Origin of the sequence: Mesorhizobium sp. M7A.F.Ca.US.005.03.1.1, assembly GCF_003997975.1 — a bacterium.
GTDB classification, from domain to species: domain Bacteria; phylum Pseudomonadota; class Alphaproteobacteria; order Rhizobiales; family Rhizobiaceae; genus Mesorhizobium; species Mesorhizobium ciceri.
Genome location: NZ_RZRO01000007.1, coordinates 52,846 through 79,276 on the forward strand (window position 1 = coordinate 52,846; position 26,431 = coordinate 79,276).

A 26,431-nucleotide genomic window follows, 5' to 3' on the forward strand; every position below is an offset into this window, starting at 1 on the left:
CATGCCCTATATTCGCGAATCGATCATCACGACGGTCAACAAGGCAGGCAACGTCCACATCGCGCCGATCGGCATCATTGCCGAGAATGACGGTTGGGTTATCGCGCCGTTCCGGCCGTCGGTCACGCTCGACAATCTCGCCGAAGTGCCGTTTGCCATCGCCAATTATACTGACGACGTGCGTGTCTTTGCCGGCTGCCTGACAGGCCGCAAGCATTGGCCAACCGTTCCGGTTGACGGGTTCCCGGTGCCGAGGCTCGAGGCGGCGCTGGCGTATTCGGGCCTCGAAGTCCAGGCGGTCGATGACAATGGTGTGCGCCCCCGCCATTTCTGCCGCGTGGTGCGGGAGGAAACGCTCGCGCCGTTCACCGGCCTCAACCGAGCCAAGGCGGCGGTGCTTGAGCTGGCCATCCTGGTCAGCCGGCTCGGCATGCTGCCGCGCAACAAGATCGAGGCGGAAATCGCCTACCTTTCGATCGCCATCGAAAAGACGGCAGGCGACGGTGAAAAGGAAGCCTGGGGCTGGCTGATGCAGCGTGTCAGCGATCACTTGACCGCCAAAGGTTCGGATAGCGAGGACCCGCGAGCATAGGCGCGAGCGCCGCAACCTGCTTACGAAGGATATCCCGCCAAAAGCGCCACTGCGGACGCGGGTGCCGCGCTGCTCGCTTGCCCGCGAACAGTGTCATCGGCGGGGATGATGTCGGCGAAATCGATATAACTGCGTTCCATGCGTTCGGCCAGCCGCCTGATCTGCCAGCGACCGCTTCCGGCGCCGACGATCGGGATATCCCGAGACAGGGTTCCGGCAACCAGCGCCGCTGCATCGTGCACTTTGCGCAGTTGCTGCTCGCTGAACCAGCGCGCGACGTCACCCCATTCCGGCGGGGTGAGGTCGGTGGCGTCGCGCCCCACCATGCGCGCCAGCCGCGCGATCGAGCCGTCCACAGTCTTTTCCTTGCCGTCGGCGGGAGGGTGCCTGTCGTCGTCCTCGTCGAGCACGCCCAGGATGCGGTGAGCGTCGGCGATCGAGGCGAAATATTCGTTCATCAGCGGCGTTAGCCTGCCACGGACGGGAGCCGACGAGGCTACGCCGAACAGGAATGTCCTGGTAAAGCCGGTATAGACCAATTCGCCGGTTAGAAGCCGTCCGGCATCGGTGTAGCCGTCATTGGCCACGGCGCCGTTCTTGATGGCGATAATATCGGTGGTGGTGGAGCCCATGTCGACGAACAGGGCATCGCCGGCGAGTTTTGCCACCAACAAGGCTGTCGCGTGCCAATTGGCGGAAGCCACATCGGCGGTCAGCTGCGCTGCCCGTTCGACTCCGACGAAACCGGATGGTCCGGCATAGACCAGCTTTTTGTCTGCGGGGAAATGGGTGGAAATCTGACCCAGCAGAGCCGCCACGCCGGCATCGCGGGACGGAAAGATGTCCGACAGTTCGCCCGTCATGGTGAATGCGTTGAGATCCGCACCCGCGTAGATCGGAGCCGTTTCGTCGAGGGCTGAAGCCAGCTTGTCCAGCCCTTGCCAGAGCGGCGTTGCGATCGTTACCGCCTCGACGATGCGACCGTCTTGTGCGCGGGTCACCTTCAGATGCGCGCCGCCAATGTCGAAACCGGCAATGATGCCCTTTCTTTTTTCCACGCTTCAAGCTTTCATGACGGGGGCAATTGGTCGGTGAAAAAGCGTTGCGTATCATTCCGGTTCTCGACCTGAAAGACGGCGTGGTGGTTCGCGCCCAGCAGGGAAAACGCGATCGCTACAGGCCGATCGTTACGCCGCTCAGCCGAAGCCCTGATGTGGTCGCGGTCGCTGAAGGACTGCGTGGGCTTTATCCTTTTTCCACCTTCTACATCGCAGATCTGGACGCTATCGAAGGCGGAGCGCCAAACAGCGACGCACTCGCCCGGCTGAGGACGATGGCGGAGCCGCCGAAACTTTGGGTCGATGCCGGCGTGGCCGACGAAAAGACACTTTTGGCGGCGCTTGCCGAACGCTCGCTGTCTCCTGTTCTGGGCTCTGAATCGCAGCGAGACGACATGTTGCTGCGGCGTTTTCGCGATCATCCCGATCTCATCCTGTCCCTTGATTTCGTCGGCGATAGTTTTTGCGGGCCGCGTTCTCTTCTCGATGAGCCCGAGCTTTGGCCGCAAAAGGTGATTGTCATGACGCTGGCCAAGGTCGGTGCGGCCGCCGGTCCCGACTTCGGGCGGTTGCAGGAGGTCAAGGCCAAGGCCGGAAATCGCGCTGTCATTGCGGCCGGCGGTGTCCGCGACGAGAACGACATCAGGGCCTTGTCCGCCATGGGCGTCGCCGCGGCACTGGTCGCAACCTCATTGCACAACGCTACGCTCACGCCCGGCCGCCTCGCGTCACTCGGCGCCTGATCATCGTTGCTCGTCAGCTCCCGAAGGGCGTGCGCCCTTCGGGAGCTGACGTTTCAAAAGCCCAGAACCTTTTTCAGCCGGCGCAACAGACCATCCGTCTCAGAAGAGGGTTTTTCCTGTGCGGGGCTGTCTCTTGTCTAGGCTGCGAACGGATGCTTGACCTTGTCGCGCTGGGCCGTTGCTTCGGCGGCGGTCGGGGTTCCTGCAACGGCGCGCTGGATGGCTTCCTTTGTCGCCTCGTAATTGTATTTCTGGATCTTGGCGTCGTCCGCCGCGTCCCAATGGATGAATACCCCGACGCAGATGAACACGTCGTCTGCTTCGTTGGCCGGAATGGTCCCGTCCGCAACGCTGTCCTGCACGGCCTTTGCCACGGCGTGCTGCGCCGGGCCGAACATCTGGACCGCCTGTTTGGCACCCTTGATCGTGACCTTGTTGAACATCACGGTGTTGGGTTTGCATTGAAGATTGGGCGCGATCACCGCCAAAAGCGAAGTAAAGCCGTCCTTGTTGTTGGTAAGCGCGTTGCAAAATGCCGTTTCGACCGCGCTCCCCCGCGGGCCGATGAGCAGGTCGACATGCGCGACTTCGTTGCCGTCTCCCACCAGCGATTCACCGACCATAACCTTTGATATTTTTGCCATGCCAATTTCCTCCAAGACACAATTATGATGTCCACGGACGCTGCAACCGAGCAGGCGCTCGATGGACAGCTATCCTTGTTGGCAGCGTCCGGATTTGCCCGGACCGGTTGGCTAGATAGCCGCGGAAGCACAGCTTCCGCTTTTGGAAGTCAAGCACCAACGCCGCGATTATGCAAGGTGAGGGCGAGGGTGTGGACTAAAAGAGTAGCCACGGTGAGGTCGGCCGAGGTGCCGGGGTTGATGTTGTCGGCCTTCAGCCGGCGGTCGAACTCCATGAGCAGACGAATGCGCGACGGTTCGTCGCCCTCGGCATGGAGCGCCGCCTGAACGGCAACGGCTTCCTGCCGCGCCTGATTTGCGACGTGAACGCCGTGCTTGCGCATCACATGGCTGTCGGGGAAGTCGGCGAGAAACGCCATGTAGACGAACACCGTCGGCCACATGCCGTCTTCTTCACGTGCCAACGCTCCATCCAGCGCGGCGAGCCCGACCCCGAACACGTCGCCGAAACAGTTGCTGTACTGGCGAGCGATCATGTCGCGGTCGGCAGCCTCCCTCATCGCGTCCAGCAAATGGACCTTCGGCTCCTGCCGCACATCGTTGGCGGCTTCTCCGAGGCCGCCTGGCGCGGCCGTGACGATCGCCTCGAATACCGCCTTGGTATCCTGCACGCTCAAAGCCCGAAGCAGCGAATCGAGATTGTCCTGCAGTCTGTCACCGCCCATTTCGGCAGCGCATATCAGAGGCCCTGCCAGAAGGATGATTCCGAGATTGGTGTTGGTTGCGACCGCCAGTCGTGTCGCGCGCACCGCCTCCAGCATCCGCTGCCCGACCGGCAGACGAGGATCGGTCAGCGGCCCGGAGGAAACCTCCGCACTTGTCATGAACTGGGCGGCGGACATGCCGTGTCCGTCGGCGAACAGATGGACGTTGCCCGGCTTTAGGGCTTCGATCTCCATCCTGCAGGCATTCTTATAGCTGGCCCGGAGGCGTTCACGCGAAAGCGCCAACTTGCCCGCCCTCACGAATTCGCAGGCGCGGCAAAACGGTAGGGCCGCGGTGCGGCGGCCGCCTCGGCGCGGTCGGCCAGAAGTTTCAGCAAGGCATCGGCGATTGCTTCGGCGATGTTCACGGCGACCACCGACTGCAATCCCGACCATGCGGGCATGCTGTTCACTTCGAGTATGAACAGATTGCCGTCGTCAGCCCGCACGATGTCCACGCCGGCAAAATCCGCGCCGACCGCGGCTGACGCAGCGACGGCCAGCGATGCCAGTTCCGCCTTGCCATGTTCGGAAACCTGTTCCGGCACGCCACCCCGGTTGACGTTCGTGATCCAGTCGTCGCTGATGCGGCTCATCATCGCCACGGTCTCTCCGGCGCAGACAAACACGCGGAAATCCCGGAAAGGCGGACCGGCACGCGACACATATTGCTGAAGGTAGTAGACGCTGTTCACCTCTTCTGCGGCCGGCAGGTCCGAGAGCGTGCGGATCAGCTTTATGCCGCGGCCTTGCGCCCCGAACAATGGTTTCAGCACCAGCGGTCCCCGCGGAAGCTCTTGCGCCGCGACCTCCTCGGCGACGGCAAGTCCTTCTGCGGCAAAGGTGCGTGGCGTAGGCAGGCCGGCATTTTTCAGGAGGAATGTCGTCATCGACTTGTCGACGCAGCGCTCGATCGCCTGCGCGGAATTCCATACGGGAACCGACAGTCTGCTTAACGCGTGCAGCACCCCGAGGCGCCGGGTAACCGCTTCAAACGATCCGGCGGCGATCGAACGGACGAGCACGGCGTCGGGCAGCGTGCCGCCGAAGCCGGGGATCGTAAGTCCGCTCGGGCTGCTGGTATCGAATGCGATCGCCGCCAGCGGCACGGCTGTAACGGCGGCGCCCCCCCGACCAAGTCCTGCCGCCAGGCCGTTGGAGCCGGTGTCCACTTTGTCGCTGACGATCAGGATGCGAGGGATCATGTGGCCTCTCGGGTGCGGGAATGTCGGCGGCGCGAGCGATTCCAGGCCCTCATGGCAGCGTCCGCGGCAGGGCTGCACGGAAGGCAGTCGCCGGGCGGGCGAATGACAGACGAATCCCTTTGCACCGCCATGCCCTAGCCGAGACTCCGTTCGAGCATCTTCAGATCACGCCGACCGGCGCGAAAAGTATCGCCGGTTTCGATCGCTGTCACGATCACTTCAGCCGGGCTGAACAGCAACGGGTCGATGGCATAGAAATCGCCCTTGAACCGCGTGAAGATCTCGGCGAAGGGTTGGCCGTAGTCCCGTGAGGCGCTGCTGGGAAGTTTTTCCGCGAGTTTGCCAGCCTCCTTCGCCGATCCTTTGACGAAGAGCTGGACGCTGCCGCCATAGATGATGGCATCGTTGGTTCGGCCCATAGCGGTCAGGAAATCCGGATGGGGGGCGGGGATCGGCGCCGTTCCGATGCCGTCGACAACGTTTTCCAGCGGGAATTTGAGATCGTTGATCTTGTGCAGGGCAACCTCGAGCGCGCGCGCCACGATCTGCACGCCGCCGGCAAGGCTTTGTGTCGGCGCGTAGAGGAAGGTGAGCTTTTCCGTCGCCAGTCCAGTTGCCTTGCTCACTTTCTCAACGGTCGCGCGGGGAGGCGGTTCGGCCGTCTCAAGGATAAGCACCGCGGACGATGCGATGTCATGATAGGAAAGTGTTTCGAACAGCGGTTCGACCCGGGCGAGGGCCCGCGCAGGCCCAGATCCCATCGCGAAATAGTCCTGGCCAGACAGGTTCCAGCCCGCATACTGGCTGCCCAGGCAGGCCAGCACCGGCTGCGAAGATCGCGCTTCGACGGTGAACGGCCATTGCTGTGACGCGCGATCCATGAATACCGAAACGCTGCCGAGACCGCCCATCGCAGCCTCAGCCATGCGCATCCCGGCCTCGACGCTGCCGACGGTCTTGGCGCCGGCATCGATCAGGCGCTCGCCCAATGCTCCCTTGGAAACGACGATACGCAGGCGTTCGGCGTCGCCGATCATGCCGTCAACGATGCGCTGTGCATTGTCGTTCAGGAATGCCGAACCGTCTTTCATGTCCGGTCTCCTTCCCATTGGAGTTGCAATTGGCTGGCTTGTCCCTTGATGAGCCGCTTGGTCGATTGGGCGCTCGGACCGCGCGCGAAGACCGTGCAGACAGGGTCGCCGGCAATCAGACGGGTGCCAGCCGACTGTTGGTCCGCTGTCCATTCAGGCCAGGCAATCGACGGAAAGTGAGTGATTGGCGTCGCGGCGTAGGTCACCATCGACGCCATCGAATCGACGAAGCGCGGCAAGCGGAAGACCTGACCCGTCGCGGCGCGCAGATGCGCTTCGATCAATGGCGCGTCAACATCGTCGAAAATGTCGAGGGTGGCGCCCGGCCTCGGATTGATCTCGATGAACGTGTAGCCATCCGGTCCGCGGATCAGATCGGCGCTGCACAATCCAAGCAGGCCGGCGCGCCGCGTCAGACTTGAGAGCCAGCCGCCGATGACCGCCGCCTGTCTGCGATCGAAGCGTCTCAACCGTACGGCGCCGCCGTAGCGATAGGGCGCTGTGGGGGCGGGAGACGTCCATTGGTGGCTGAAACCCACGAGGTGCGCGGTTTGACCATTGCCGACGAACAGGGCCGAGATGCTGCGACCGGCAACGAAGCGCTGGAAGTAGCGGCCGGCGGTCGGGCTTTCTCCGGCTGCTCGTCTGACGTGTCCGCCGCCGGCGCCGCCCGCGGTCTTGACCACCCAGTTCTCCGGGTCAGGCGGCTGGTCCCATCGCAGTTGCGGATGCGGGATGCCGAGTTCGGCACAATCATCGGCCAGCAACTGCGGATCCTTGATCCTGCGGATCGCGGCGCCGCCATTGCCGGCGAGCCGAAAGTGTCGCGCGATTTTGTCCACGGTCTCAGGCATCCGCTCAAACCCTGAGCCCAGGACAATGGCGGCCGGCAGGTCGTCGCCAGCCAATCGCCGAAGCGTGTCGATGATGCGCTCGCCGTCGATGCCTCCTTGCAGGTCGCCTGGCAGCATTGTCGCGCGTTCTGCGAGCGCGACGGTGTCCGTATCGCAAAAGAAATCGGCGACCAGCGGACGATAGCCGGCGCGACGCGCGGCGGCGGCCAGCGCCCGGCCTGAAATTGCCGCGATCAAAAGAGATCCGGCGTTACTTGGCAATCTCGCGTGCAAGGGAAAACGCTTCCTGAAAACCGAGCGTGATCGTCTTTTCGGATTCGATCATTCTTTTGAAGAGACCGAATTCGACCTTATATTTGACATTGCCGATGGCAAGCGGACCAATGCCGACAGCTTTTGCCGCATCGAGTGGATCACCATTGGCATTGACGGCCAATCCTTCGATGCCGGCCGGGGGAACGGCATTGACGTCGGCCGCAATAAGCAGGTCATTGCCTTTCAATTGGGCTTTGGAGACCACCTGGACGCCAGCTTTGGCGCAAGCCAGGATAATTTCGTTGGCTTCGACCAGCTTTGTCTTGCGGGCGTCGCTCGATCCGTCAGCCGCATCGACGGTGAGGTGGAACCTGCTTTCGATCTCGGCCGCGATCTGCTTGACCCGTTCGATGCCGTCATGGCCGACAAGTGTGACCCGGGCACCTTCCCCTGCCGCGATGACGGCGGTGCAGAAGCCGACGACTCCGGTGGCGCCGAAAACAGCCACCCTCGTATCCCTGAGCGCACGCTGGAATTTCTTCTCCAGCGCCTTTTCGACCTTGGCCACCATCGCCGCGGCTGTGGTGAACGAGCCGGCTGGATCGGCAAATACCGAAACCTGGAAAGGCGGCACCATCGCCTTCTTCGCGGCGTCGAACATGTCGAGCGCCAACGAGGCATCCTTCCCGGCGATGAAGATGCCGGTGTCGACACCCGCATCCGGCGGGCGTGAAAAGATCGCGTCCTGGACCAGTCCTGTCACTTCGGCCAGGCCCACATCGACATAGGGGACGACGGCGTCGAAACCTGCGTCGAGCGCCATGTTCACGTCGAAGGGGCTCATCTGCTTCAACGGTGTCAGCATGTGCAGGATGTGTTTGCGGGCCATTTCTTGCCTTTCTGCCTGAAACTGAAGCGTCAGCTGCCGACGAGATCCAGCCTGGTTGAACTGATCTTCGCGCCGGAGTTCCTGCCCTTGACGATCTTGACCTCAAGGCCGCCCTCAACTGTCGTCTTCCGAACCGCGTCGACGAACTTGAGTGCGGCGTCCTGCGATGGCGCGAAGGCAAAGCCTGTCGGCCCCCAGGAACTCTGGCCGATGCCGACGGCGCCTGCTTCATTGAGACAGTGGGCCACCATCTCGACCCGCTTCGAGGTGAACACGCCGCCCTGGGCCGGGGCGAAATGGCTGCCGATCAGCATCTGTATCGCGGTGACGGCGGCGCCGAATGCCGGAAGGTCCCGCTCGACCAAAGCCGGCATTATGCCCATCAGCACCCTCCGGCAGATCTCCCCACTGCCTGCCGTTGGGAATGGCGGCAGCGAGCGAAACGCCGCAACCTCGGCTGCTCCATGCAGTCCATGCCCGGAATGGTCGAGGATGAGGAGGACGCGCCACTCTTCCGGAAACGGCAGCCGCGCGACGACCGGAGGCGTTCCGCCGCGGTCGTTCTTGCCGGCGTCGACTATGACGCCGCCGTCTTCGAAACTTGCGATGCCGATGCCGGATCGGCCGCCCCGCTCGAGCAGGTTAGCGTCGCCGGCGATGTCCAGAGGCAGATTGTGGAGCGTGCGCAACGCCGAGGCGACGGCAAGGGCGATCTGCGTGCCGGAGCCCAGACCCGCATGACTGGGGATCGACTGCTCGACCACCAGATGGTGCTGGCCGCGAATGCCGAGATGCTTGCAGAGCGTCGACAGATGCTCGCTGGCGCGGGTGCTCTCGGAGCCTTCGACGATGGTCTCGCTGGACCGCGACAGGGTGACGACGGTTTCGGGTTCGCTCAATGGAAGCCCGACGCTGCCGAACCGCCGTCCAGCATCGCCATTGAGATCAAGGAAGCCAAGGTGCAGGCGAGCGGGCACTCGTATGGTAACAGAATTCGACATCTGCCCCCCGATGGGTGCATCATGGATGCATCATGGAAGTTTAGGTGCCCGGTACCATGATAACTGTTTTCGTCGATGGGGCAAGCCAAAGAGAACGCATACGTGTTTGCCGGCTCCGGCGTGTGACAGACCGAGCAATTCGCGGAGGTCGAGATGAACGAGACAGTCAAGGAAAAGGTCTATTCGGAAGCCGAGATCGCCGACCGGCTTGAGAAGGAGCTGCCGAAATGGCGTTATGAAAACGGCTGGATCCGGCGCAAATACAAGACCCACAGCTGGAAATCGACGCTCATGGTCATCAACACGGTTGGTCATCTCGCCGAGGCGGCGTGGCACCATCCTGATATCACCGCCTCCTATGCCTGGGTCGAGGTGCGCCTGACGAATCACGCGGCGAAAGGCATTACCGACAAGGATTTCGAGTTGGCGAAAAAGATCGAGGATGTTGTCCAGTGGCAGCCGGCCAAGGAAGGCGGGGCACTGGAGGGCACTCCACTGACCGACCAACGCTTCGCTTACGTCAAATATGACTAAGCAGGGTCGGAATTTGTTGACGCGTATGAAAACATTCGCTGATCCGCTGCAGGGTGGGGTTCACGGCCAATCCAGTTTCGTCTAGGATCGAGCCGGCACCAGAAAGTAGTTTAGCGAATGGCGGTTGCTTGGATCGGCAACCGGGAAGCGCTGATTGAGCACGCGGCTGCGCATGCCGCGTCGCTATTGTCGTCAAGTCGGTGCCCGGTTTTCAGCTTTGATACGGATATAGATGGCACGAGGGCGGCGATCGCGCTGGCTGAGCGGGCTGGCGCGGCATACGACCATGCCGATGGTGCGGCACTTGCCCGAGAGACCGCGCTTTTTACCGACAAGGGGGCAATGACCGTCGCCCCCGGAGAGACGCGCCGGCGTGCCGATGTCGTGGTGATCGTGGGCGAGCTCCCGCGGATCCATCATGGTCTTGTCGGCGAACTTGCCGGGACGGTTCCCGACCTCTCGACCGGCAACCAGCGCGCGTTTTTCGTGGTAGGCCCAAACGGGATGTCTGTGCCGCCGCTGAACGGCGGACGCAAGGCAACGCAACTTTCCTGTGGCCAAGCTAGCCTCGCCGCCACGCTGGCGGCACTGAGGGCACAGTACAAAGGGCGGCGTACATCGCAACCGGTGTCGAATTTCAATGATTTTGCCAAAACTCTGGCGGCCGCGCATTTTCCCGTGTTCCTGTTTTCAGGCCACGCCGCCGAAGGCTTGGCATTGGAGATGCTGCAAGGACTGATCGCCGATCTCAATCGCAAATCGCGCGCATCCGGCCTTTATCTGCCGGCGAGCGAAAACGGGTGGGGAAGCGCGCTCGCCTCGGCCTGGATGACAGGTTTTCCGCTGCGCACCGGCTTTGCGCGCGGCCTCCCTGAATTCGATCCCTGGCGCTGCGATGTGGAGCGCATGATCGCTGCCGGCGAAGCTGACCTGCACCTGCGGATCTCCGCCGCAACGGCTCAACTACAGAAAAAAAGGGCACGCATGGCGCTGATTGTGCTGACGAAAACGGAAAAGCCGGTTGCCGGCGCCGCAGTCACCATGGCCATCGGCGAGGCTGGAGTCGATCACGATGCGGTTGTCTACTCCAGCCGCACGGGCTCGCTCAGGTCGATCGATGCGCAAGCGGCCTCGCAATTGCCCTCCGCCGCGACGATCATCCGCCTGATCGCTACCCACGCTTTCGCCGAGGCACTGCCATGCTGACGAAAATCGCCGGCGGCGACATCATCGATCCCGTCAACGGCCGTCTCGACAAGGGCGACCTCTGGATCAAGGACGACAAGATCGTTCCGGCGCCGGCGGGAGGGGCGGCCGACCGGACCATCGAAGCCAGCGGCTGCATCGTGATGGCTGGCGCCATCGACATCCACTCCCACATCGGTGGCGGCAATGTGAACACCGCGCGGCTGCTCTTGCCCGAACAGCATGCCGCCCATCAGCTGCGGCCAGCAATGACGCCGCTCTCCAATGCCGGCTGGTCGACCTTCCAGACCGGCTGCCTCTACGCAAAGATGGGCTTTACGACGGTCGTCGAGCCGGCGATGTCGCCGGGAGCGGCGCTGCACACGCATCTCGAACTGGCCGACATCCCGATCATCGACAAAGCGACCCTTGCCATTCTCGGCAATGACGATTTCCTGTTGTCGATGATCCGCGACGACGCCCCCCGGACGATGATCGAGGACTATGTCGCCTGGACGGTCGCTTCGACGCGAGCGCTTGGGGTCAAGGTGATCAACGCCGGTGCGGCGGCCGCCTTCAAGGAGAACGTCCGCACCTTCTCGCTGGATGATGTCGTGCCTTCCTATGGCGTCAGTTCGCGCAAGATCGTCAAGACGCTGCAGGCCGCCGTCGACAATCTTGGCTTGCCGCATCCCTTGCATGTCCATTGCAACAATCTGGGCAGCCCCGGATCGGCGGATACGGCGGCTGCGACGATTGCAGCGGCGGATGGACTGCCGCTGCATCTCGCCCACCTCCAGTTCTATGGCTATGGCACGGAAGGAAAACGCGGGTTTTCCTCTGCCGCCGCACGGCTTGCCGAACTGGTCAACGCGACGCCGGAAGTCACCATCGATATCGGCCAGGTGATGTTCGGCCAGACGGTCACGGTCTCCTCCGACGTCATGCGGCAATTTTCGGCGCGCGGCAGCGCGCATCCGAAAAAGACCGTCATTCATGACGGTGACGGCAATGGCGGCGGCATCGTGCCCTACAGCTATGGCAAGGACTTCTACGGCACGATGCAGTGGGCGATCGGGCTCGAGCTTTTTCTCCTGATCGACGATCCCTGGCGTGTGTTCTTCACCACCGATCATCCCAACGGTGCACCTTTTACCGCCTATCCGGCGCTGTTCGAACTGCTGATGAGCCGGGAAGCGCGCACCGAAATGGCCGCCGGACTTTCCCTATCCGCCCTGGCGCTCTCTACCCTGGCCGCAATCGACCGCGAATACACGTTCGAGGAAATCGCCATCATGACGCGCGCGGCGCCAGCCAAGCTGCTCGGCTTGACGGATCGAGGCCATCTCGGCGCCGGCGCAACAGCCGACGTCGCTGTCTATCGCAGGGACCGCAGTATCGCGAAAATGCTCGGACAGGCGGCGTATGTTTTCAAGGATGGCGATCTCGTCGTGCAAGACGGGGAAATCATCCATTACCGCTGGGGCAAGGCATTGAGGCTCAAGCCGCCTGTCGACAAGGCAATGGTGCGACGGCTCGAGGACTATCACCAGCAGCGCTACGGCCTATCGCTGGACTGGTTTAATTTCCCGGATTCCGCGATTGCGCGCGAACAGCCATTCGGCGAGGTGCCATGCCGAACATGAGCATCAATGGCGTAACGATCGACGATACCTTCGCGGAAGCCTTCGGCATGCGCGCAACCGCCATCGTCATCACCGCGCCGAGCCGGAAATGGGCTCGCCAGGCGGCGATCACAATGACCGGCTTCGCCACCTCGGTGATCGGTTGCGGCTGCGAAGCGGCAATCGATCTCGACCTGCCGCCATCGGCCACACCGGATGGCCGGCCGGGCTGCCGCGTCATGATTTTCGCGATGGGAACGGACGAATTGCAGAAACAACTGCTCAATCGTGTCGGCCAGTGCGTTTTGACCTCGCCGGGTTCCGCCTGCTTTGCCGGGCTGCAGGGCAGCGCCGAGCTCAAGCTCGGTTCGGCACTGCGTTATTTCGGCGACGGCTGGCAGATCTCCAAGAAGATCGGCGACAGGCATTTCTGGCGTATTCCCGTCATGGATGGCGAGTTCCTGTGCGAAGCAACGACCGGACTGACGAAGGAAGCTGTCGGTGGCGGCAATTTCTTTGTCATGGCGCAAAGCAGCGCCAGCGCTTTGGCCGCTGCCGAGGCCGCGGTCGCTGCGATCGGCATGGTGCCTGGCGCCATCGTGCCGTTTCCGGGCGGCATTGCCCGTTCGGGTTCCAAGATTGGTGGCAAATACAAAGGCATGATCGCCTCGGCCAACGAAGCCTACGCGCCGACACTGCGCGGCGTCGTCGCGAGTGAACTCGGTCCCGACATCAACGCTGTCCTGGAAATCGTCATCGATGGTGAGACCAATGATGCAGTTGCCGCCGCGATGAAGGCCGGCATCAAGGCTGTCATAGAGCTCGGCCCGAAAAGAGGCGCGGTTCGGATCAGCGCCGGCAATTACGGCGGCAAGCTCGGAAAATTCATCTACTCGCTGAAGGATATGCTGCCATGAAGGCGCTGACCTTCACCCTGGTTGCCGAGCCGCCGGAGCGCCTTGACCTGTCGCCGCTGACGCCGGAGCGGCTGGCCGGGATCGACAGGCGCGACGTTGAAAGAATCCAGATCGGCATGACGAAGCACGGCTCGAAGGTGGGCGACATTTTTCGCGTCGCCGGCAGCGATCCGACAAACATCGTGTTCGAGGGCGGAAGCACGCGCCTCGACCTTGTGGCGCAAGGCATGCGGGGTGGGTCGGTTCGCCTCGTTGGCAATGCCGGCGCCCAGGCCGGGCGCGCCATGCGCGGTGGCAAGCTCACGATCGAAGGCAATGCGGGTCCACACGCCGGCTCCGGCATGCGCGGCGGCAGGCTTGAGATAACGGGCAATGCCGGCGACCACCTCGGTGCGCCGCTCGTCGGGGAACTGGCCGGCATGAACGGCGGTGTTTTGATTGTCAGGGGCAAAGCGGGCGCCTTCGCCGCGGACCGCATGCGGCGCGGCCTGATCGCGGTGCTGAAAGGCTCCGGCGACCATGCAGGCAGCCGTATGATCGCCGGCACCCTGGTGGTGGCCGGTGGCACCGGTGAGATGCCCGGCTATCTGATGCGTCGCGGTTCGATCCTTCTCGATCGCGCGCCGGCACGCATGTCGCCGAGCTTCGTCGAATGCGGCGCACCCGAAAGCGTCTTCGCCGCCATCATCGATCGTTATCTGATTGCCGAGGGCATTTTGAAACGGCCGCTTCTGGGGAGCGCACCGCGCAAATATGGCGGGGATAACGCAGTGCTTGGAATGGGCGAGGTTCTTTTTCCGCGCTGAGATCCGTCGACACAGGAACCATACGATGGCAGGACGCAAGTGCTTGCCGCTGGGGTAGTGGTGGGGCCGACCGTCATTCGACCTGCAACGTGGAGAACACATGAAAATCATCTCTCAAGCGAAAGCCCATGGCGGCGTGCAGGGCGTCTATTCCCATTTGTCGACGAGTTGCCGTTGCGACATGACTTTTGCCGTTTTCATACCTCCGCAGGCGCGGGAGGCGCCTTGTCCCGTTGTGTGGTATCTCTCAGGCCTGACGTGTACCCACGCCAATGTAATGGACAAGGGCGAGTACAGGCGCATGGCGGCCGAGCTCGGCCTGATCGTCGTTTGTCCCGACACCAGCCCGCGCGGGGCCGACATTCCGGATGAAAAAGACAACTGGCAGTTCGGCTCCGGCGCCGGCTTCTATCTCGATGCGACGCAAGAGCCTTATGCGAAGAACTATCGTATGTATTCCTATGTCGCCGAGGAGTTGCCGGCCCTCATCGCGGCTGAATTTCCAGCCGATATGGCACGCCAGGCAATCTTTGGCCATTCGATGGGCGGGCATGGCGCGCTGACGATTGCCTTGAAGAATCCGCAGCGGTTCAAGAGCTGCTCGGCGTTCGCCCCGATCGCCCAGCCAAGCACCGCCGGCTGGTCGAAACCGGCCTTTGAAAAGTATCTCGGCAAGGATGAGGCCTCATGGCGAACTTGCGACGCGACGTCGCTCATCGACGACGGATACCGTTTCCCCGAATTTTTGGTGGATCAGGGAACGTCGGATGGATTTCTTGACGACGGGCTGAGGCCTTGGCTGCTTGAGGCGGCCTGCGCCACAGCAGGTATTCCGCTAAAGCTGCGGATGCAGGATGGATACGATCACTCGTATCTTTTCATCTCCAGCTTCATGGACGATCATCTGAGATGGCATGCTGAGAGGCTTTGATCTGGGCAGGCCGAAGGCATGGCCAGATGCAAACAAGTTATTGCGACGCCTTACACCGAGAGCGCCGCGCTTGCCGCCGTCAAACGCTACACATCCCTGGATCGCGAAAATACTGAAAGCACTGGCCAGCCCCGATGAGGTTCCCGACCCACCCTGCGGCTGCTGGGGCGAAATGCCTGATGGCATCCAGTATTTCGAAGTGCCCTTGGGCGAGGGTCGGAAGCTGCTGTTCGTCCGCATCGGCCAGGACGAGCCGCTGTTTGACAAGCAGACGCTAAGGGTGTTGCCGGCGAGTTAGACGCCCGGACCAGAGCCTGATCCGGATCGAGTGGAGGCCTGCCTCTATGCCTCTACGTATTCCGCGAGGCTGACACCCTTGGGCACATCCAGCCCATCGGCTCGCAAACCTTCGATGTGAAAGCGTATTGCATCGCGAATCTCGGTTTCCACTTCAGGCACAGTGGCACCTGTCGCGATGCAGCCGGGTAGGTCCGGCACATAGGCAGAAAAATTATTTCCTGCTTTTTCAATCACCACCGCGTAACGCATGTCATCACTCCTTCAAACCTGACTGCTTGAGGATGCTGTTCAGTGTTCCTGGCGCAACCTCTTCAGACGGCTTGCCAGCCACGGTGACGCGGCCGGCTTTGACTTCATGCTTATATTGGCGATGGCTGCCCTTGGTTGCAACCAGATACCAGCCATCGGCCTCCAGCAGGCGAATGATCTCGCGAACTGTAAGCCGAGGTGGCACTAGATCTCAGCTGCACCCGCTCGTCGAGCCACACGTATCGCACTTCTCACAGGTCCCGTTCCGCACCATCGTGAAATTCTGGCACTCGGAGCAGGAATTGCCGGTGTAGCCCTGGAGCAGCGATTTGGCGCGGCGGTCGTTGGCGAGTTTTTTTGCTTCGGCCGCCTCGACGGCCGCCGCGTCGGTGAACAATCCCGCCGTGGCATCGGAGGCAGCACCCGCCGCTTCCTCGAAGGCGATGTCCTCGGCCAGTTCCTTCGCCCGCTCCTCATAGTCGCGCTTGTAGGCGACCGCTTCGTCGCTGGCGGGTTTCAGCGCCAGCACGTTGGAGCCGGAGAAGGCGGTCGGTGCCGAGCGGGCAGGGGCGCCCGATGGGGCCGCAAAGCCTTTCGGATCGTTGCCGCTGACGCGCGACACCAGCTTCACCGGCGAGGCGCCACGGGTCAGGCCCTTGGAGACCGCATCGGTCTTGCCTTCGCTGATGCCACGGCCAAGTGCGGTGTTGGAAAAGTCCGACTGGTCGACATGAGCGAGATCGTTGCGGCCGAGGTAGGAGATCGCCAGCTCGCGGAACACGTAGTCGAGGATCGACGTCGCGCTCTTGATGGCGTCATTGCCCTGCACCATGCCGGCCGGCTCGAACTTGGTGAAGGTGAAGGCGTGCACATATTCGTCGAGCGGCACGCCATATTGCAGGCCCAACGAAATGGCGATGGCGAAGTTGTTGAGAAGGCCACGCAAAGTCGCGCCTTCCTTGTTCATGTCGATGAAGATCTCGCCGAGACGGCCATCGTCATATTCGCCGGTGCGCAGGAAGATGGTGTTGCCACCGATCTTGGCTTTCTGCGTGTAACCCTTGCGGCGGCCGGGCAGCTTTTCCTGCTCGCGCGACACGCGCTCGATGATGCGCTCGACGATCCGCTCGGTGATCTGTGCGGCACGCGCTGCCGCAGGTGCGGCGAGCAGCTGCTCGACGGCTTCATCCTCATCGTCCTCGCCATCGGCGAGCAGCGAGGAGTTGAGCGGCTGCGACAGTTTCGAGCCGTCGCGGTAGAGCGCGTTGGCCTTCAGCGCCAGCTTCCACGACAGCATGTAGGCGCCCTTGGCATCTTCCACCGTCGCATCGTTGGGCATGTTGATGGTCTTCGAGATGGCGCCGGAAATGAAGGGCTGTGCCGCCGCCATCATCTGGATGTGGCTGTTGATCGAAAGCGAGCGCTTGCCGATCTTGCCGCACGGGCTGGCGCAGTCGAACACGGCGAGGTGTTCGGCCTTGAGGAACGGCGCGCCTTCCAGTGTCATGGCACCGCAGACATGGATGTTGGCGGCCTCGATGTCCTTGCGGGAGAAGCCGAGCGCCGGCAGCATCTCGAACGAGAAGTCGTTGAGCTGCTCGTCGGTGAAGCCGAACGTCTCCTTCACCCAGTCGGCGCCGAGCGTCCACTGGTTGAAGACGAACTTGATGTCGAAGGCCGACTTCAAGGCTGCGTTGAGCGCCGCGATCTTGTCGTCGGTGAAGCCCTTGGCCTTGAGCGCGCCGGGATTGATGGCCGGCGCCTGGTTGAGGTTGCCGTGGCCGACCGCATAGGCCTCCATTTCGGCGATCTGGGCTTCGGAATAGCCGAGCGTGCGCAGCGCTTCCGGCACGGCGCGGTTGATGATCTTGAAATAGCCGCCGCCGGCCAGCTTCTTGAACTTCACCAGCGCGAAGTCGGGCTCGATGCCGGTGGTGTCGCAATCCATGACCAGGCCGATCGTGCCGGTCGGCGCGATGACGGTCGCCTGCGCGTTGCGGTAGCCATGCTCCTCGCCGAGCTCGATGGCGCGGTCCCAGGCGGCCTTGGCGTGGGTTGCAAGGTCCTGCTGCTTCAGGTCGGAAGCGACGAGCGGCACCGGGTTGACGGCGAGCTTTTCGTAGCCCTGCTTCTCGCCATAGGCGGCACGGCGATGGTTGCGCATGACGCGCAGCATGTTCTGGGCATTGCGGTCGTAGTCGGCGAAGGCGCCGAGTTCGCCGGCCATCTCGGCCGAGGTGGCATAGGCCATGCCGGTCATGATCGCGGTGAGTGCGGCGCAGATCGCGCGGCCTTCATCGGAGTCGTAGGGAATGCCCGACGTCATCAGCAGGCCGCCGATATTGGCATAGCCGAGGCCGAGCGTGCGGTATTCGTAGGACTGCTTGGCGATCTCCTTCGACGGGAACTGCGCCATCATGACGGAGATTTCGAGCACGATGGTCCACAGCCGCACCGTGTGCTCGTAGGCTGCGATGTCGATCGTGCCGTCGGCGTTGCGGTAGGGCAGCAGATTGATCGAGGCGAGATTGCAGGCCGTGTCGTCGAGGAACATGTATTCGGAGCACGGGTTGGACGCCCGGATCGCACCGGCGGAAGCGCAGGTGTGCCAGTCGTTCATCGTCGTGTTGAAATGCAGGCCGGGATCCGCGGACGCCCAGGCGGCGTAACCGATCTTTTCCCAGAGATCCCTGGCCTTCAGCGTCTTCAGCACCTTGCCGTCCTTGCGGGCGGTCAGGTGCCAGTCGGCATCGTCCTCGACGGCACGCAGGAAATTGTCCTTCAGCGACACCGAATTGTTGGAATTCTGGCCCGAAACCGTGAGGTAGGCGTCCGAATCCCAGTCTGTGTCGTAGGTCTTGAACGACATCGAGCTGTAGCCCTGCTTGGCGAACTGGATGACGCGGTAGATGTAGTTCTCCGGCACGGCGGACTTCTTGGCCGCCTTGATCTCGCGCTTCAGCGCGGAGTTGATCGACGGATCGAAGCAGTCGTCGCCATTGCCTTCGCAGTTGACGCAGGCCTTCATGATCGCTTCGAGATGCTTCTTGACGATCTTGGAGCCGGTCACCAGCGAGGCGACCTTCTGCTCTTCATTGACCTTCCAGTCGATGAATTCCTCGATATCGGGGTGGTCGGCGTCGACAATGACCATTTTCGCGGCACGGCGCGTCGTGCCGCCCGACTTGATGGCGCCCGCCGCGCGGTCGCCGATCTTGAGGAAGCTCATCAGGCCCGACGAGCGGCCGCCACCGGACAGTTTTTCGCCTTCGCCGCGCAGCAGCGAGAAGTTGGAGCCGGTACCGGAGCCGTATTTGAACAGGCGCGCTTCACGCACCCACAGATCCATGATGCCACCCTCATTGACGAGGTCGTCCTGTACGCCCTGGATGAAGCAGGCATGCGGCTGCGGATGCTCGTAGGAGGATTTCGACTTGGTCAGCTTGCCGGTGAACGGGTCGACATAGAAGTGGCCCTGGCTCGGGCCGTCGATGCCATAGGCCCAGTGCAGGCCGGTGTTGAACCATTGCGGCGAGTTCGGCGCCACGCGCTGGGTGGCCAGCATGTAGGCAAGCTCGTCACGGAAGGCGCGTGCGTCTTCTTCCGACGCCTTGAAGTAGCCGCCCTTCCAGCCCCAATAGGTCCAGGTGCCGGCAAGGCGGTCGAAGACCTGGCGGGCGTCGATCTCGGAACCGTAGCGCTCGGCTTCCGGCAGCTTGGCGAGTTCCGCCTCATCGGCGACGGAGCGCCACAGGAAGGAGGGGACGTCGTTCTCTTCGATCTTCTTCAGGCGTGCCGGAACACCGGCCTTGCGGAAATATTTCTGTGCCAGGATATCGGCTGCGACCTGGGAGAACTGCGCCGGCACGTCGATATTGTCCAAGCGGAACACCACCGAGCCATCCGGATTCTTGATCTCCGAAAGCGCCTTGCGGAATTCGATCTCCGCATAGGCGGACTGTCCTGGCTTGGTGAAACGACGCTCGATGCGCATTGGTCCGGTCCCTTTTGTCTATATGTAGCGCTTTTCCCCAGGGATTTCTGCCCCCGATGCGAAACGCGCATGTCCGCCGTCTGCCGGCGTTCGAAAACGGCCGGCTCTCCATTTCGCAGCCTCCGCCGGCCCTGCTGGTCAAACTCCTTGCGAAGTGCCTGTCCAACGTGCCGACGAACCCACGGGTCCCTCAAAACTGATTTTTTTCCGATTCCCTCGGTCGAGGGAAATTCACACTATCTAGCGTCGAACCTACCTGCAAACACTAAATATAGTATTAACAGACAATTTATTCAAGCCCGACAATTGTCCCTATCGACCCCAACCGCCCCACAATTCCAACGCTTCCGCCGGCCTCGTAACCAGGCGGAAATGCGAGCAAAACGCACATAATCCGGGAAAAAGACCGGGCTCAGAACTTTCCGGTCGCACTCTCAACAGGAGCGCATGGCCTATAAAAGGCGACTCGTTTTGCGCCGTCAAGGATTCGTTTGCGTAGCTTTTGTGACCCCAACATCTTGTGTGTCACATATGTGGATAACGGGGATAGAATGCGGTGCGGCGATCGCAATTTTGCCGTCACCAGGCAATCCGGACGCGGCAACGATCCAAAGCGTCGTGCCTGAATGGATCAGCCGTAGTGCAGCCTGGGTTTTGGCTCGGTGCCGGTGAACTGCACCCCGATACGGTCATTGCGACGCCAGCGGACCTCACACCGATAGGCAATGCCGTCGAGCGGCACATAGAGAAGGAAGCGATCGGGAACCCGGGCTTCCAGCGGTATCTTCAGTTCGGCTCCGCCTTCATGTTGATTGCGCAGCGTGCAGCCGACTTCCGAATTCGAAATTCCGGTGATGATCGACCCGCCCTTGAGCACGCGCGGACGATGCTCGCGCTCAGGCTCGTCGGACTCGTTTGGAATTGGATTTGCGGGATTCGCCATCGATCAAAAAATACCAGAGCTGCCGAATCCTACCTTTGATTCCTTAGCAAAGCATTCATGTCGATGCGCGGCAACGCGTGTCCAGCCTTTGCAAGCCAGTCCCATTTTGCAAAGAGCGCGGTGTGGCCGCCCGTCAGGAGAAGCTGTGCGGGTCGGCGCAGAAATAGGCGATGATCTGGCAAAGGTCGGGTTCGTTGACCATGCGCACCGCTTCGCTTGCACGGACCCATTTGCGGGTGCGTGAGCGTTTTTCCTTCCAGCGGTCCGCGACTTTGTCGACATGCAGCGGAAACACCAGGACCTCGCACGGGACTTCTTCGCCGGAAGCCAGCGCCTTGGCGTAGAAGTAACGGCCGGCTTCAAGATGAGAGACACGGCCGCGTAGCCCGGCCTCCTCGCCGGCTTCGCGCGCCGCGGCCTCGCAGAGCGGCTCCCTGGCCTCTGGCCAACCCTTGGGCAAAACCCAACGGCCGGTATCGCGGCTGGTGATCAGCATGATTTCGACGCCGTCTCCCGTGTCGCGCCAGGGCAGGGCGGCAACCTGCAGGCGGCACGGCGCGGTGCCGAAGAGCCGTCGGACCCTTTCGGCCAGATGATTGTGTGTCGTTGGCCTCGTCAACATCGAAGAAGCTAGCCCCAGCCTCCGGAATCGTTTGCCGTCTCACGAATCTTACGGCTAATTGTCGGCAATAAAAGTAAAAAATTTCATTCGCCTGGCCAATTTCCGCCAATAGACGTCGATTTCGCGAAATATCCGGCTCTGCCGGACCTGTTTGCGAAAGCAAATCCATCCCCGGTGCAAGCTGCTGGTCTGTAACAGGGTAGTTGCGAATCAGCCGGCGTGGTCGTCGGCGATCGGCTTCTGGTAGGTGAAGCCCATATCCCACGGGAAATAGATCCAGGTGTCCTGGCTGACTTCGGTGACGAAAGTATCGACCAGCGGCCTGCCTTTCGGCTTGGCATAGACGGTGGCGAAATGCGCCCTGGGCATCATCGCGCGCACGATGCCCGCCGTCTTGCCGGTGTCGGTCAGGTCGTCGATGATCAGCACGCCGGCGCCGTCTTCGGCGAGCAGGGCAGGGGTGATCTCCTTGAGGACCTGCAGCTGCCCCTGGCTGGTATAATCGTGATAGGAGGCGACGCAGACGGTTTCGATGACGCGGATGCCAAGTTCACGCGAGATGATCGCCGCCGGCACCAACCCGCCTCGCGTGATGCAGACGATCGCTTTCCATTGCCCTTTGTTGGCGCCGGCAAGCCGCCAGGCGAGTGCGCGAGCGTCGCGATGGAACTGGTCCCAGGAGACCGGAAAGGCTTTTTCGGGAAGGGACATGTCGCGCACTCCACAGCACGCGGGGATCGCGCGCAAGAAAACAGGGGAATGCGCGCGGAATTAGCTGGAAAGCCCCCATCTTGGCAAGAGCAGGGGCCTTGGCAAGGCAAGGGCCAGCGATCGCCGTGGGCTTACCGCGACAGGAAGGCTGCCACCGGCGCGGTGCGCAGAACGCTGCGCGTCACGCCGCCGAACAGAAGCTGGCGCAGCCATGAATGGCTGTAGGCGCCGAGCACCAGCAGATCGGCGCCGGTCTCCGCGATCCTGGTCTGGATGATGTCATCGACCGAACTGCCGCCCGACTGCTGCACCGAGACGCTGACGGTGGCGCCGTGGCGCGACAGCGCTGCCGCGATTTCGGCGCCGGCGGCCTCCGGGCTGTCGTCGAGCGTTTCAGGAGGGTCGATAACCAATATGTCGGTCTTCTCGGCTTCGATGATGAAGGGCAGCGCGTCGAAGGCGGCGCGCGCCGCTTCCTTGCTGCCGTTCCAGGCGAGCAAGACGCGTTTGAAGGTGGTGATCAGCGGACCCTCGTGCGGCACCACCAGCACCGGCCGGCCGGCATCGTAGACCAGCGTGTCAACGTCCGCGCTGGAATCGCCGCCCGTTTCGCGCTGCGCTGCTATGATCAGGTCGGCGGCCCGCACGCTCGAAATCCCGGTCAGCGCACTGTCACCCGAAAAGCTCTCCAGGCTTCGCCACTCGAAGGAAAGACCGGAATCCTCGATATGCCTGAGAAACAGCGTCCTTAATTTCTCGGCCCGTTCCCGGTTCATGTCTGCCGAAACCTGCAGGAATTCGGTGTCGGGAAAGCCTGTGGCAGAGGTGTAGGGCACGGGAAGCGTTTCGGCGTGGATGCCGACCAGATGGCTCTGGAACCGGGTGGCGAGCGGAATGGCGCAGTCGAGCACGCGCTCGGCGTCCTGCTCGTTCTGCAGAATGGCGACGATGGTTTTGAATCGCATGACAATCCCTCAGTTCACGAGCTGGCGAACTCGTGCCGGGGAAACGTTGCAGCGTCGTGCTTTGTTCCGGTCTGGACCAGATCAGCCGGGATTGCTGGCGAAGCCGGCGACCATCGCCTCGACATCGGCGCGGGCAGCGTCCAGCGCCTCCTGGTTGCGGGCACGCACGACCAGTTCGGTCCAGAACTTGCCATCGCCATATTTCGGATAGGAGCCGATGATCGTATCGGGATGCGCTTTCTGGATATCACCCAGCGGCCCCCCGATGAGGCCTTCGCCGAACGGGCAGGGCACGGTCGCCGACAGCATCTTCGTGCCGGCCTTCAGCGTCGGCACGACATTGTCGAGCATGGCCTGGAAAATCGACGGCACGCCAGCCATGACGTGGACGTTGCCGATGCGGAAGCCAGGCGCGACCGACACCGGATTGTCGATGAGATCGGCGCCGCGCGGCATCCGTGCCATGCGCTTGCGGGCCTCGGTATATTCGATGCCGCGCGCGGCATAGCTTGCTTCCAGCATGGCATAGGCCCGGGCATCGTATTCGCAAGGCACGCCAAAGGCCTTGGAGATGGAATCGGCCGTGATGTCGTCATGCGTCGGCCCGATGCCGCCCGTGGTGAACACATAAGTGTAGCGCGCGCGCACGGCGTTCACCGCCGCGATGATCTCGTCTTCCTCGTCCGGGACGATGCGCACTTCCTTCAGGTCGATGCCGATCGCCGTCATGACGTCGGCGAGATGGCCGATGTTCTTGTCCTTGGTGCGGCCGGACAGAATCTCATCGCCGATGACGAGCATGGCAGCGGTCACGATTTCAGGCATGGGAAGCTCCGGCAAGCGAGTGGCCCGGGAAGGCGAGTGGTCTGAGATAGCGCGGCGCGGCGGTGGCCGCAATGTCATCTCCGCGGCGCCGGCTTCCCTGCCCGACTACATGACCGCCGGAGGTGGATGGCTCGGTCGAAGCCAACTCGTTTCCACACCATGTTCTGCGATAACGTGGCGGTCGAGCAAGATCTCGGCCGCATCGAGGGGCCCAACGGCAAGGGGCACGTGCCGCAATTCGTGGCCGCGGAGCGAACCGCCGCATCCATCGAGCGCATCGCCGGCCGGGCTGATCGGGGCCTCACCTCAGCTTCACGACAATTTCAAGGAACCATTCGGCTGACTACCGGGTTTTATGAGTGTCGCACCAAAGCGGCTAAGATACGGAGTGATTCAATGGTTACAAAACTTCTCGCAGCATCCGTCCTGACGATTGGTCTCGCCACATCGGCGATGGCGCAGTCACTGGACGACAGGTACTCAAACAATCATGACTGGTGGCTGTTCGGTAACAACGACCAGACAACTGTCGACCCCTACACCACGGGAAGCATCAGTGACGGCTCCGGGTTGAACACTCAAGGCAACACCGGCGCAATAGGCCCATGTGCCCACAACACACCAGGCCCGGACGCTAACGCAGGGCAAAACGTCAACGATCAGTATTGCGGCAAATAGCCAGAACGCGATTTCCGAAAAGCGCACGCCGATTTTCTGGAAATCCATGTTCGAGGGCTAGTCCGCAAGGACAGCCGCTGGCCGCTGGCGCGTCCTCTCTCCGGACGGCGCTGCGGTCGGCGCTCCGTCGAACCGCTCCACATCAACCGCGACACCGATCAATCCGAGACTTCTGTCTGCGGCCGGTCGCGGCCGTCGGCCAGTTCCTCATGCCATTTTCCCTCGGCGTCCTCATACTGGATGCCGTCCGTCGCTCCGGCGACCTGCTGCTCGGCCGAGGCGATTTCGGCGGCGCGCAACGCGTCCTGATGCGTCGGAAACGTCTCGGAAAAGGTCGCTCCGACCTTGTAGGCCCAGCCGCCGTCATGTTCGACGATCTTGTAAGTCAGCTTCGCCATGAAAAACCTCCGGTTGAAAGGTCCGTCTGCTCAATGCAGTCGGTCGTCGGGCAGTCTGTCGTCGGGCACCAGCACTTCCGATTCCTTGGCGGCTTCAATCAGCGCCCGGCGCGCATCTGCTGTCGAACGATAACCTTCCAGCACTTTGAGGCAAGTGTCGAGGGCATCACGATGGCGCGGGCCGCGATTGAGCGGCCACACCGTCATCAGGCACTCCGCGGCCTCCTGGGCGCTGCGGATGTGGCGATATTTGCCGACGTGGCCAAGTTCGACGACGACCGGCACTTCAAAAGGTTTGTTGTCCATCATGGCCGCAACGCAAAGCAGCCAATTTGGTTGCAACCATGGCCGTCAGCCTGCGCCCAAACGTCTCAGAGGCTGTTTGAAGGCTCTACAGCGCCGTGTCGGGAGCGCGAACCGTTCAGCCCGCCGCCTTCATCCAATGCTGCATCGTGGTCACCGAACGGGCAAGTTGTGGCGCCGGGTGGATTGTCTCGCTGAATGTCGCCGCCGCACGCCACCCCCAGCGCGGATCAGCCAGGAAGGCCCGCGCCAGCGCCACCATGTCGGCGCGGCCCTCGGTGACGATCGCTTCGGCCTGCTTGGGGTCGTCGATCAGGCCGACGGCGCGGGTCGGAATATCAGCGCCCTTGCGCACCGCCTCCGCCAGATGCACCTGATAGCCGGGGCCGGTGGGCAATTTCTGCAACGGCGAATTGCCGCCGCTCGAACAGCAGAGATAGGCAACGCCCTCGTCCTTCAGCGCTTTGGCCACTTCGATCGCGTCCGCCACGTCGAAGCCGCCGTCGACCCAATCCTTCACGGACAGCCTTGCGCCGAGCATCAGCTTTGGCACCGCCTTGCGCACCGCCTTGGTGATTTCGACGGCAAAACGCATGCGGTTTTCCAGCGCGCCACCCCAGCGGTCCGTGCGCTGGTTGGACAAGGGCGACAGGAACTGGAAGATCAAATAGCCATGCGCGGCGTGCAGTTCGAGGAAATCGAAGCCGGCGCGTTCGGCTCGCCTTGCCGCCTCGGCGAAGCGCTCGATCAGCTGTAGGATCTCCTCGTCCTCCAGAGCGTGCGGCACGTTCCAGCCGGTGTCGTAGGGGATGGCCGAGGCGGAGACGGTCTGCCAGGGATCCTCGTTTGGCTGCAGTGGTCCGCCGCCCTCCCACGGCTTGCGGTTCGAAGCCTTGCGGCCGGCATGGGCGAGTTGGGAGCCGAATTTCGTGCCGGGTGCGGCGACGCGTCGTGCAGCGTCCAGCGCGCGGCGGGCGGCCGCTTCATTGTCTTCGGAGTAAAGGCCGAGGCAGCCATGGGTGATACGCCCGCGCCGCTCGACATCGGTCATCTCGACCGTGACCATGCCGGCGCCGGACATTGCGAGGTTCATCCAGTGATGGAGATGCCAGTCGCTGGCCGAGCCGTCCTCGGCGGAATACTGGCACATCGGCGCGACGGCGATGCGGTTGGGGAAGGTGAGGCCGTTGAGAGTGATCGACTGGAAAAGCGACGCTGTCATGAGAAACTCCGGGAGGGTTCGCAGCTATTTAGGCGACCGATGGCGCCTGCGCCAGACACGAGGCGGTGAAAGGGCTTCTGGACCAATCACGGGCGGGATTGCCGAAATGCCGGTTCGCGGCTACGCC

Annotated in this window: 29 protein-coding genes; 10 read left to right on the forward strand and 19 right to left on the reverse strand. The window is 62.4% G+C overall.

Features of this window, described 5'->3' with window-relative positions; all coding sequences use genetic code 11:
- The first annotated feature begins 1 nt into the window (after position 1).
- Entirely contained in the window at positions 2-592 is a 591-nt protein-coding gene (locus EN990_RS05425) for a DUF447 domain-containing protein (protein WP_024504386.1), read from the forward strand.
- 20 nt (positions 593-612) lie between these two features.
- Here the strand turns inward: EN990_RS05425 and EN990_RS05430 are convergent, their stop codons facing one another.
- A complete protein-coding gene (locus EN990_RS05430) occupies positions 613-1,650 on the reverse strand; it encodes a hydantoinase/oxoprolinase family protein (RefSeq protein WP_127369510.1) in 1,038 nt (345 codons plus the stop codon).
- 44 nt (positions 1,651-1,694) lie between these two features.
- On the opposite strand from EN990_RS05430, the gene EN990_RS05435 reads away from it, so the two are divergent.
- Positions 1,695-2,393 (forward strand): HisA/HisF-related TIM barrel protein, encoded by a 699-nt coding sequence (locus EN990_RS05435; RefSeq protein WP_063173658.1) that lies wholly within the window; start codon positions 1,695-1,697, stop codon positions 2,391-2,393.
- 137 nt (positions 2,394-2,530) lie between these two features.
- On the opposite strand, the gene fae is transcribed toward EN990_RS05435, so the two are convergent.
- From fae to EN990_RS05470, 7 genes are all read right to left on the reverse strand, one after another.
- A complete protein-coding gene (gene fae / locus EN990_RS05440; protein WP_013532036.1) occupies positions 2,531-3,037 on the reverse strand; it encodes a formaldehyde-activating enzyme in 507 nt (168 codons plus the stop codon).
- Between the two features lie 149 nt (positions 3,038-3,186).
- Positions 3,187-4,062, reverse strand: a complete 876-nt coding sequence (locus EN990_RS05445; RefSeq protein ID WP_348629876.1) for a triphosphoribosyl-dephospho-CoA synthase — start codon at positions 4,060-4,062, stop codon at positions 3,187-3,189.
- On the reverse strand, positions 4,059-4,910 hold the full coding sequence (locus EN990_RS05450; RefSeq protein WP_245469168.1) for a RimK family alpha-L-glutamate ligase: 852 nt from the start codon (positions 4,908-4,910) through the stop codon (positions 4,059-4,061). The genes EN990_RS05445 and EN990_RS05450 overlap by 4 nt, the downstream gene beginning before the upstream one ends.
- A gap of 230 nt (positions 4,911-5,140) precedes the next feature.
- A complete protein-coding gene (mch, locus tag EN990_RS05455) occupies positions 5,141-6,097 on the reverse strand; it encodes a methenyltetrahydromethanopterin cyclohydrolase (RefSeq protein WP_127388254.1) in 957 nt (318 codons plus the stop codon).
- Positions 6,094-7,188, reverse strand: coding sequence for an ATP-grasp domain-containing protein (locus EN990_RS05460; protein WP_127388255.1), 1,095 nt, complete (start codon positions 7,186-7,188; stop codon positions 6,094-6,096). Before EN990_RS05460 ends, mch begins: the two co-directional genes overlap by 4 nt.
- Before the next feature lie 13 nt (positions 7,189-7,201).
- Positions 7,202-8,095, reverse strand: a complete 894-nt coding sequence (locus EN990_RS05465) for an NAD(P)-dependent methylenetetrahydromethanopterin dehydrogenase (RefSeq protein WP_013532031.1) — start codon at positions 8,093-8,095, stop codon at positions 7,202-7,204.
- Positions 8,096-8,124: 29 nt separating this feature from the next.
- Complete coding sequence (locus EN990_RS05470) at positions 8,125-9,096, reverse strand: beta-ribofuranosylaminobenzene 5'-phosphate synthase family protein (RefSeq protein WP_024504393.1); 972 nt, start codon at positions 9,094-9,096, stop codon at positions 8,125-8,127.
- 153 nt (positions 9,097-9,249) lie between these two features.
- Between EN990_RS05470 and EN990_RS05475 the strand changes: the two genes are divergently transcribed.
- The 7 genes from EN990_RS05475 to EN990_RS05505 all read left to right on the forward strand — a co-directional run bounded on the left by EN990_RS05475 (position 9,250) and on the right by EN990_RS05505 (position 15,392).
- Entirely contained in the window at positions 9,250-9,630 is a 381-nt protein-coding gene (locus EN990_RS05475) for a 4a-hydroxytetrahydrobiopterin dehydratase (protein ID WP_013532029.1), read from the forward strand.
- Positions 9,631-9,747: 117 nt separating this feature from the next.
- Positions 9,748-10,836: a tungsten formylmethanofuran dehydrogenase gene (locus EN990_RS05480; protein ID WP_127385780.1), complete on the forward strand. Its 1,089-nt coding sequence runs from the start codon at positions 9,748-9,750 to the stop codon at positions 10,834-10,836.
- Positions 10,830-12,461 carry a formylmethanofuran dehydrogenase subunit A gene (locus EN990_RS05485; protein WP_127368228.1) on the forward strand — a complete coding sequence of 544 codons (1,632 nt, stop codon included), beginning with the start codon at positions 10,830-10,832 and terminating at the stop codon, positions 12,459-12,461. Before EN990_RS05480 ends, EN990_RS05485 begins: the two co-directional genes overlap by 7 nt.
- Positions 12,449-13,357, forward strand: coding sequence for a formylmethanofuran--tetrahydromethanopterin N-formyltransferase (gene fhcD / locus EN990_RS05490; RefSeq protein ID WP_127368227.1), 909 nt, complete (start codon positions 12,449-12,451; stop codon positions 13,355-13,357). Before EN990_RS05485 ends, fhcD begins: the two co-directional genes overlap by 13 nt.
- On the forward strand, positions 13,354-14,163 hold the full coding sequence (locus EN990_RS05495) for a formylmethanofuran dehydrogenase subunit C (protein WP_027162602.1): 810 nt from the start codon (positions 13,354-13,356) through the stop codon (positions 14,161-14,163). Before fhcD ends, EN990_RS05495 begins: the two co-directional genes overlap by 4 nt.
- Positions 14,164-14,263: 100 nt before the next feature.
- A complete protein-coding gene (gene fghA / locus EN990_RS05500; RefSeq protein ID WP_127368226.1) occupies positions 14,264-15,094 on the forward strand; it encodes an S-formylglutathione hydrolase in 831 nt (276 codons plus the stop codon).
- 70 nt (positions 15,095-15,164) lie between these two features.
- The gene (locus EN990_RS05505; protein ID WP_244506949.1) at positions 15,165-15,392 is read left to right on the forward strand and encodes a hypothetical protein; all 228 of its coding nucleotides are present in this window, start codon (positions 15,165-15,167) and stop codon (positions 15,390-15,392) included.
- A 44-nt stretch (positions 15,393-15,436) separates the two neighbouring features.
- Here EN990_RS05505 and EN990_RS05510 read toward each other — a convergent pair whose 3' ends face one another.
- The 8 genes from EN990_RS05510 to EN990_RS05545 form a co-directional block, all read right to left on the reverse strand.
- Positions 15,437-15,643 (reverse strand): type II toxin-antitoxin system HicB family antitoxin, encoded by a 207-nt coding sequence (locus EN990_RS05510; protein ID WP_024504399.1) that lies wholly within the window; start codon positions 15,641-15,643, stop codon positions 15,437-15,439.
- Positions 15,644-15,647: 4 nt separating this feature from the next.
- Entirely contained in the window at positions 15,648-15,848 is a 201-nt protein-coding gene (locus EN990_RS05515; RefSeq protein ID WP_013532021.1) for a type II toxin-antitoxin system HicA family toxin, read from the reverse strand.
- A 6-nt stretch (positions 15,849-15,854) separates the two neighbouring features.
- Positions 15,855-19,637 carry a vitamin B12-dependent ribonucleotide reductase gene (locus EN990_RS05520; protein WP_027162598.1) on the reverse strand — a complete coding sequence of 1,261 codons (3,783 nt, stop codon included), beginning with the start codon at positions 19,635-19,637 and terminating at the stop codon, positions 15,855-15,857.
- A 631-nt stretch (positions 19,638-20,268) separates the two neighbouring features.
- Positions 20,269-20,580, reverse strand: a complete 312-nt coding sequence (locus EN990_RS05525) for a PilZ domain-containing protein (protein ID WP_013532019.1) — start codon at positions 20,578-20,580, stop codon at positions 20,269-20,271.
- Positions 20,581-20,713: 133 nt separating this feature from the next.
- Entirely contained in the window at positions 20,714-21,202 is a 489-nt protein-coding gene (locus EN990_RS05530) for an NUDIX hydrolase (protein WP_013532018.1), read from the reverse strand.
- A gap of 210 nt (positions 21,203-21,412) precedes the next feature.
- Positions 21,413-21,913, reverse strand: a complete 501-nt coding sequence (gene gpt, locus EN990_RS05535) for a xanthine phosphoribosyltransferase (RefSeq protein ID WP_013532017.1) — start codon at positions 21,911-21,913, stop codon at positions 21,413-21,415.
- A gap of 131 nt (positions 21,914-22,044) precedes the next feature.
- Positions 22,045-22,878 carry a universal stress protein gene (locus tag EN990_RS05540; protein ID WP_024504401.1) on the reverse strand — a complete coding sequence of 278 codons (834 nt, stop codon included), beginning with the start codon at positions 22,876-22,878 and terminating at the stop codon, positions 22,045-22,047.
- Positions 22,879-22,959: 81 nt separating this feature from the next.
- Positions 22,960-23,703, reverse strand: coding sequence for a competence/damage-inducible protein A (locus EN990_RS05545; RefSeq protein WP_127368224.1), 744 nt, complete (start codon positions 23,701-23,703; stop codon positions 22,960-22,962).
- A gap of 126 nt (positions 23,704-23,829) precedes the next feature.
- Here EN990_RS05545 and EN990_RS36015 point away from each other — a divergent pair, with 126 nt between their 5' ends.
- Positions 23,830-24,381, forward strand: a complete 552-nt coding sequence (locus EN990_RS36015) for a hypothetical protein (protein WP_245460894.1) — start codon at positions 23,830-23,832, stop codon at positions 24,379-24,381.
- A 158-nt stretch (positions 24,382-24,539) separates the two neighbouring features.
- Here the strand turns inward: EN990_RS36015 and EN990_RS05555 are convergent, their stop codons facing one another.
- The 3 genes from EN990_RS05555 to EN990_RS05565 all read right to left on the reverse strand — a co-directional run bounded on the left by EN990_RS05555 (position 24,540) and on the right by EN990_RS05565 (position 26,304).
- Positions 24,540-24,779, reverse strand: coding sequence for a DUF2188 domain-containing protein (locus tag EN990_RS05555; RefSeq protein ID WP_013532013.1), 240 nt, complete (start codon positions 24,777-24,779; stop codon positions 24,540-24,542).
- A gap of 30 nt (positions 24,780-24,809) precedes the next feature.
- The gene (locus EN990_RS05560) at positions 24,810-25,088 is read right to left on the reverse strand and encodes a DUF982 domain-containing protein (protein ID WP_013532012.1); all 279 of its coding nucleotides are present in this window, start codon (positions 25,086-25,088) and stop codon (positions 24,810-24,812) included.
- Between the two features lie 112 nt (positions 25,089-25,200).
- The gene (locus tag EN990_RS05565) at positions 25,201-26,304 is read right to left on the reverse strand and encodes an NADH:flavin oxidoreductase/NADH oxidase (protein WP_127368223.1); all 1,104 of its coding nucleotides are present in this window, start codon (positions 26,302-26,304) and stop codon (positions 25,201-25,203) included.
- Positions 26,305-26,431: the final 127 nt, after the last annotated feature.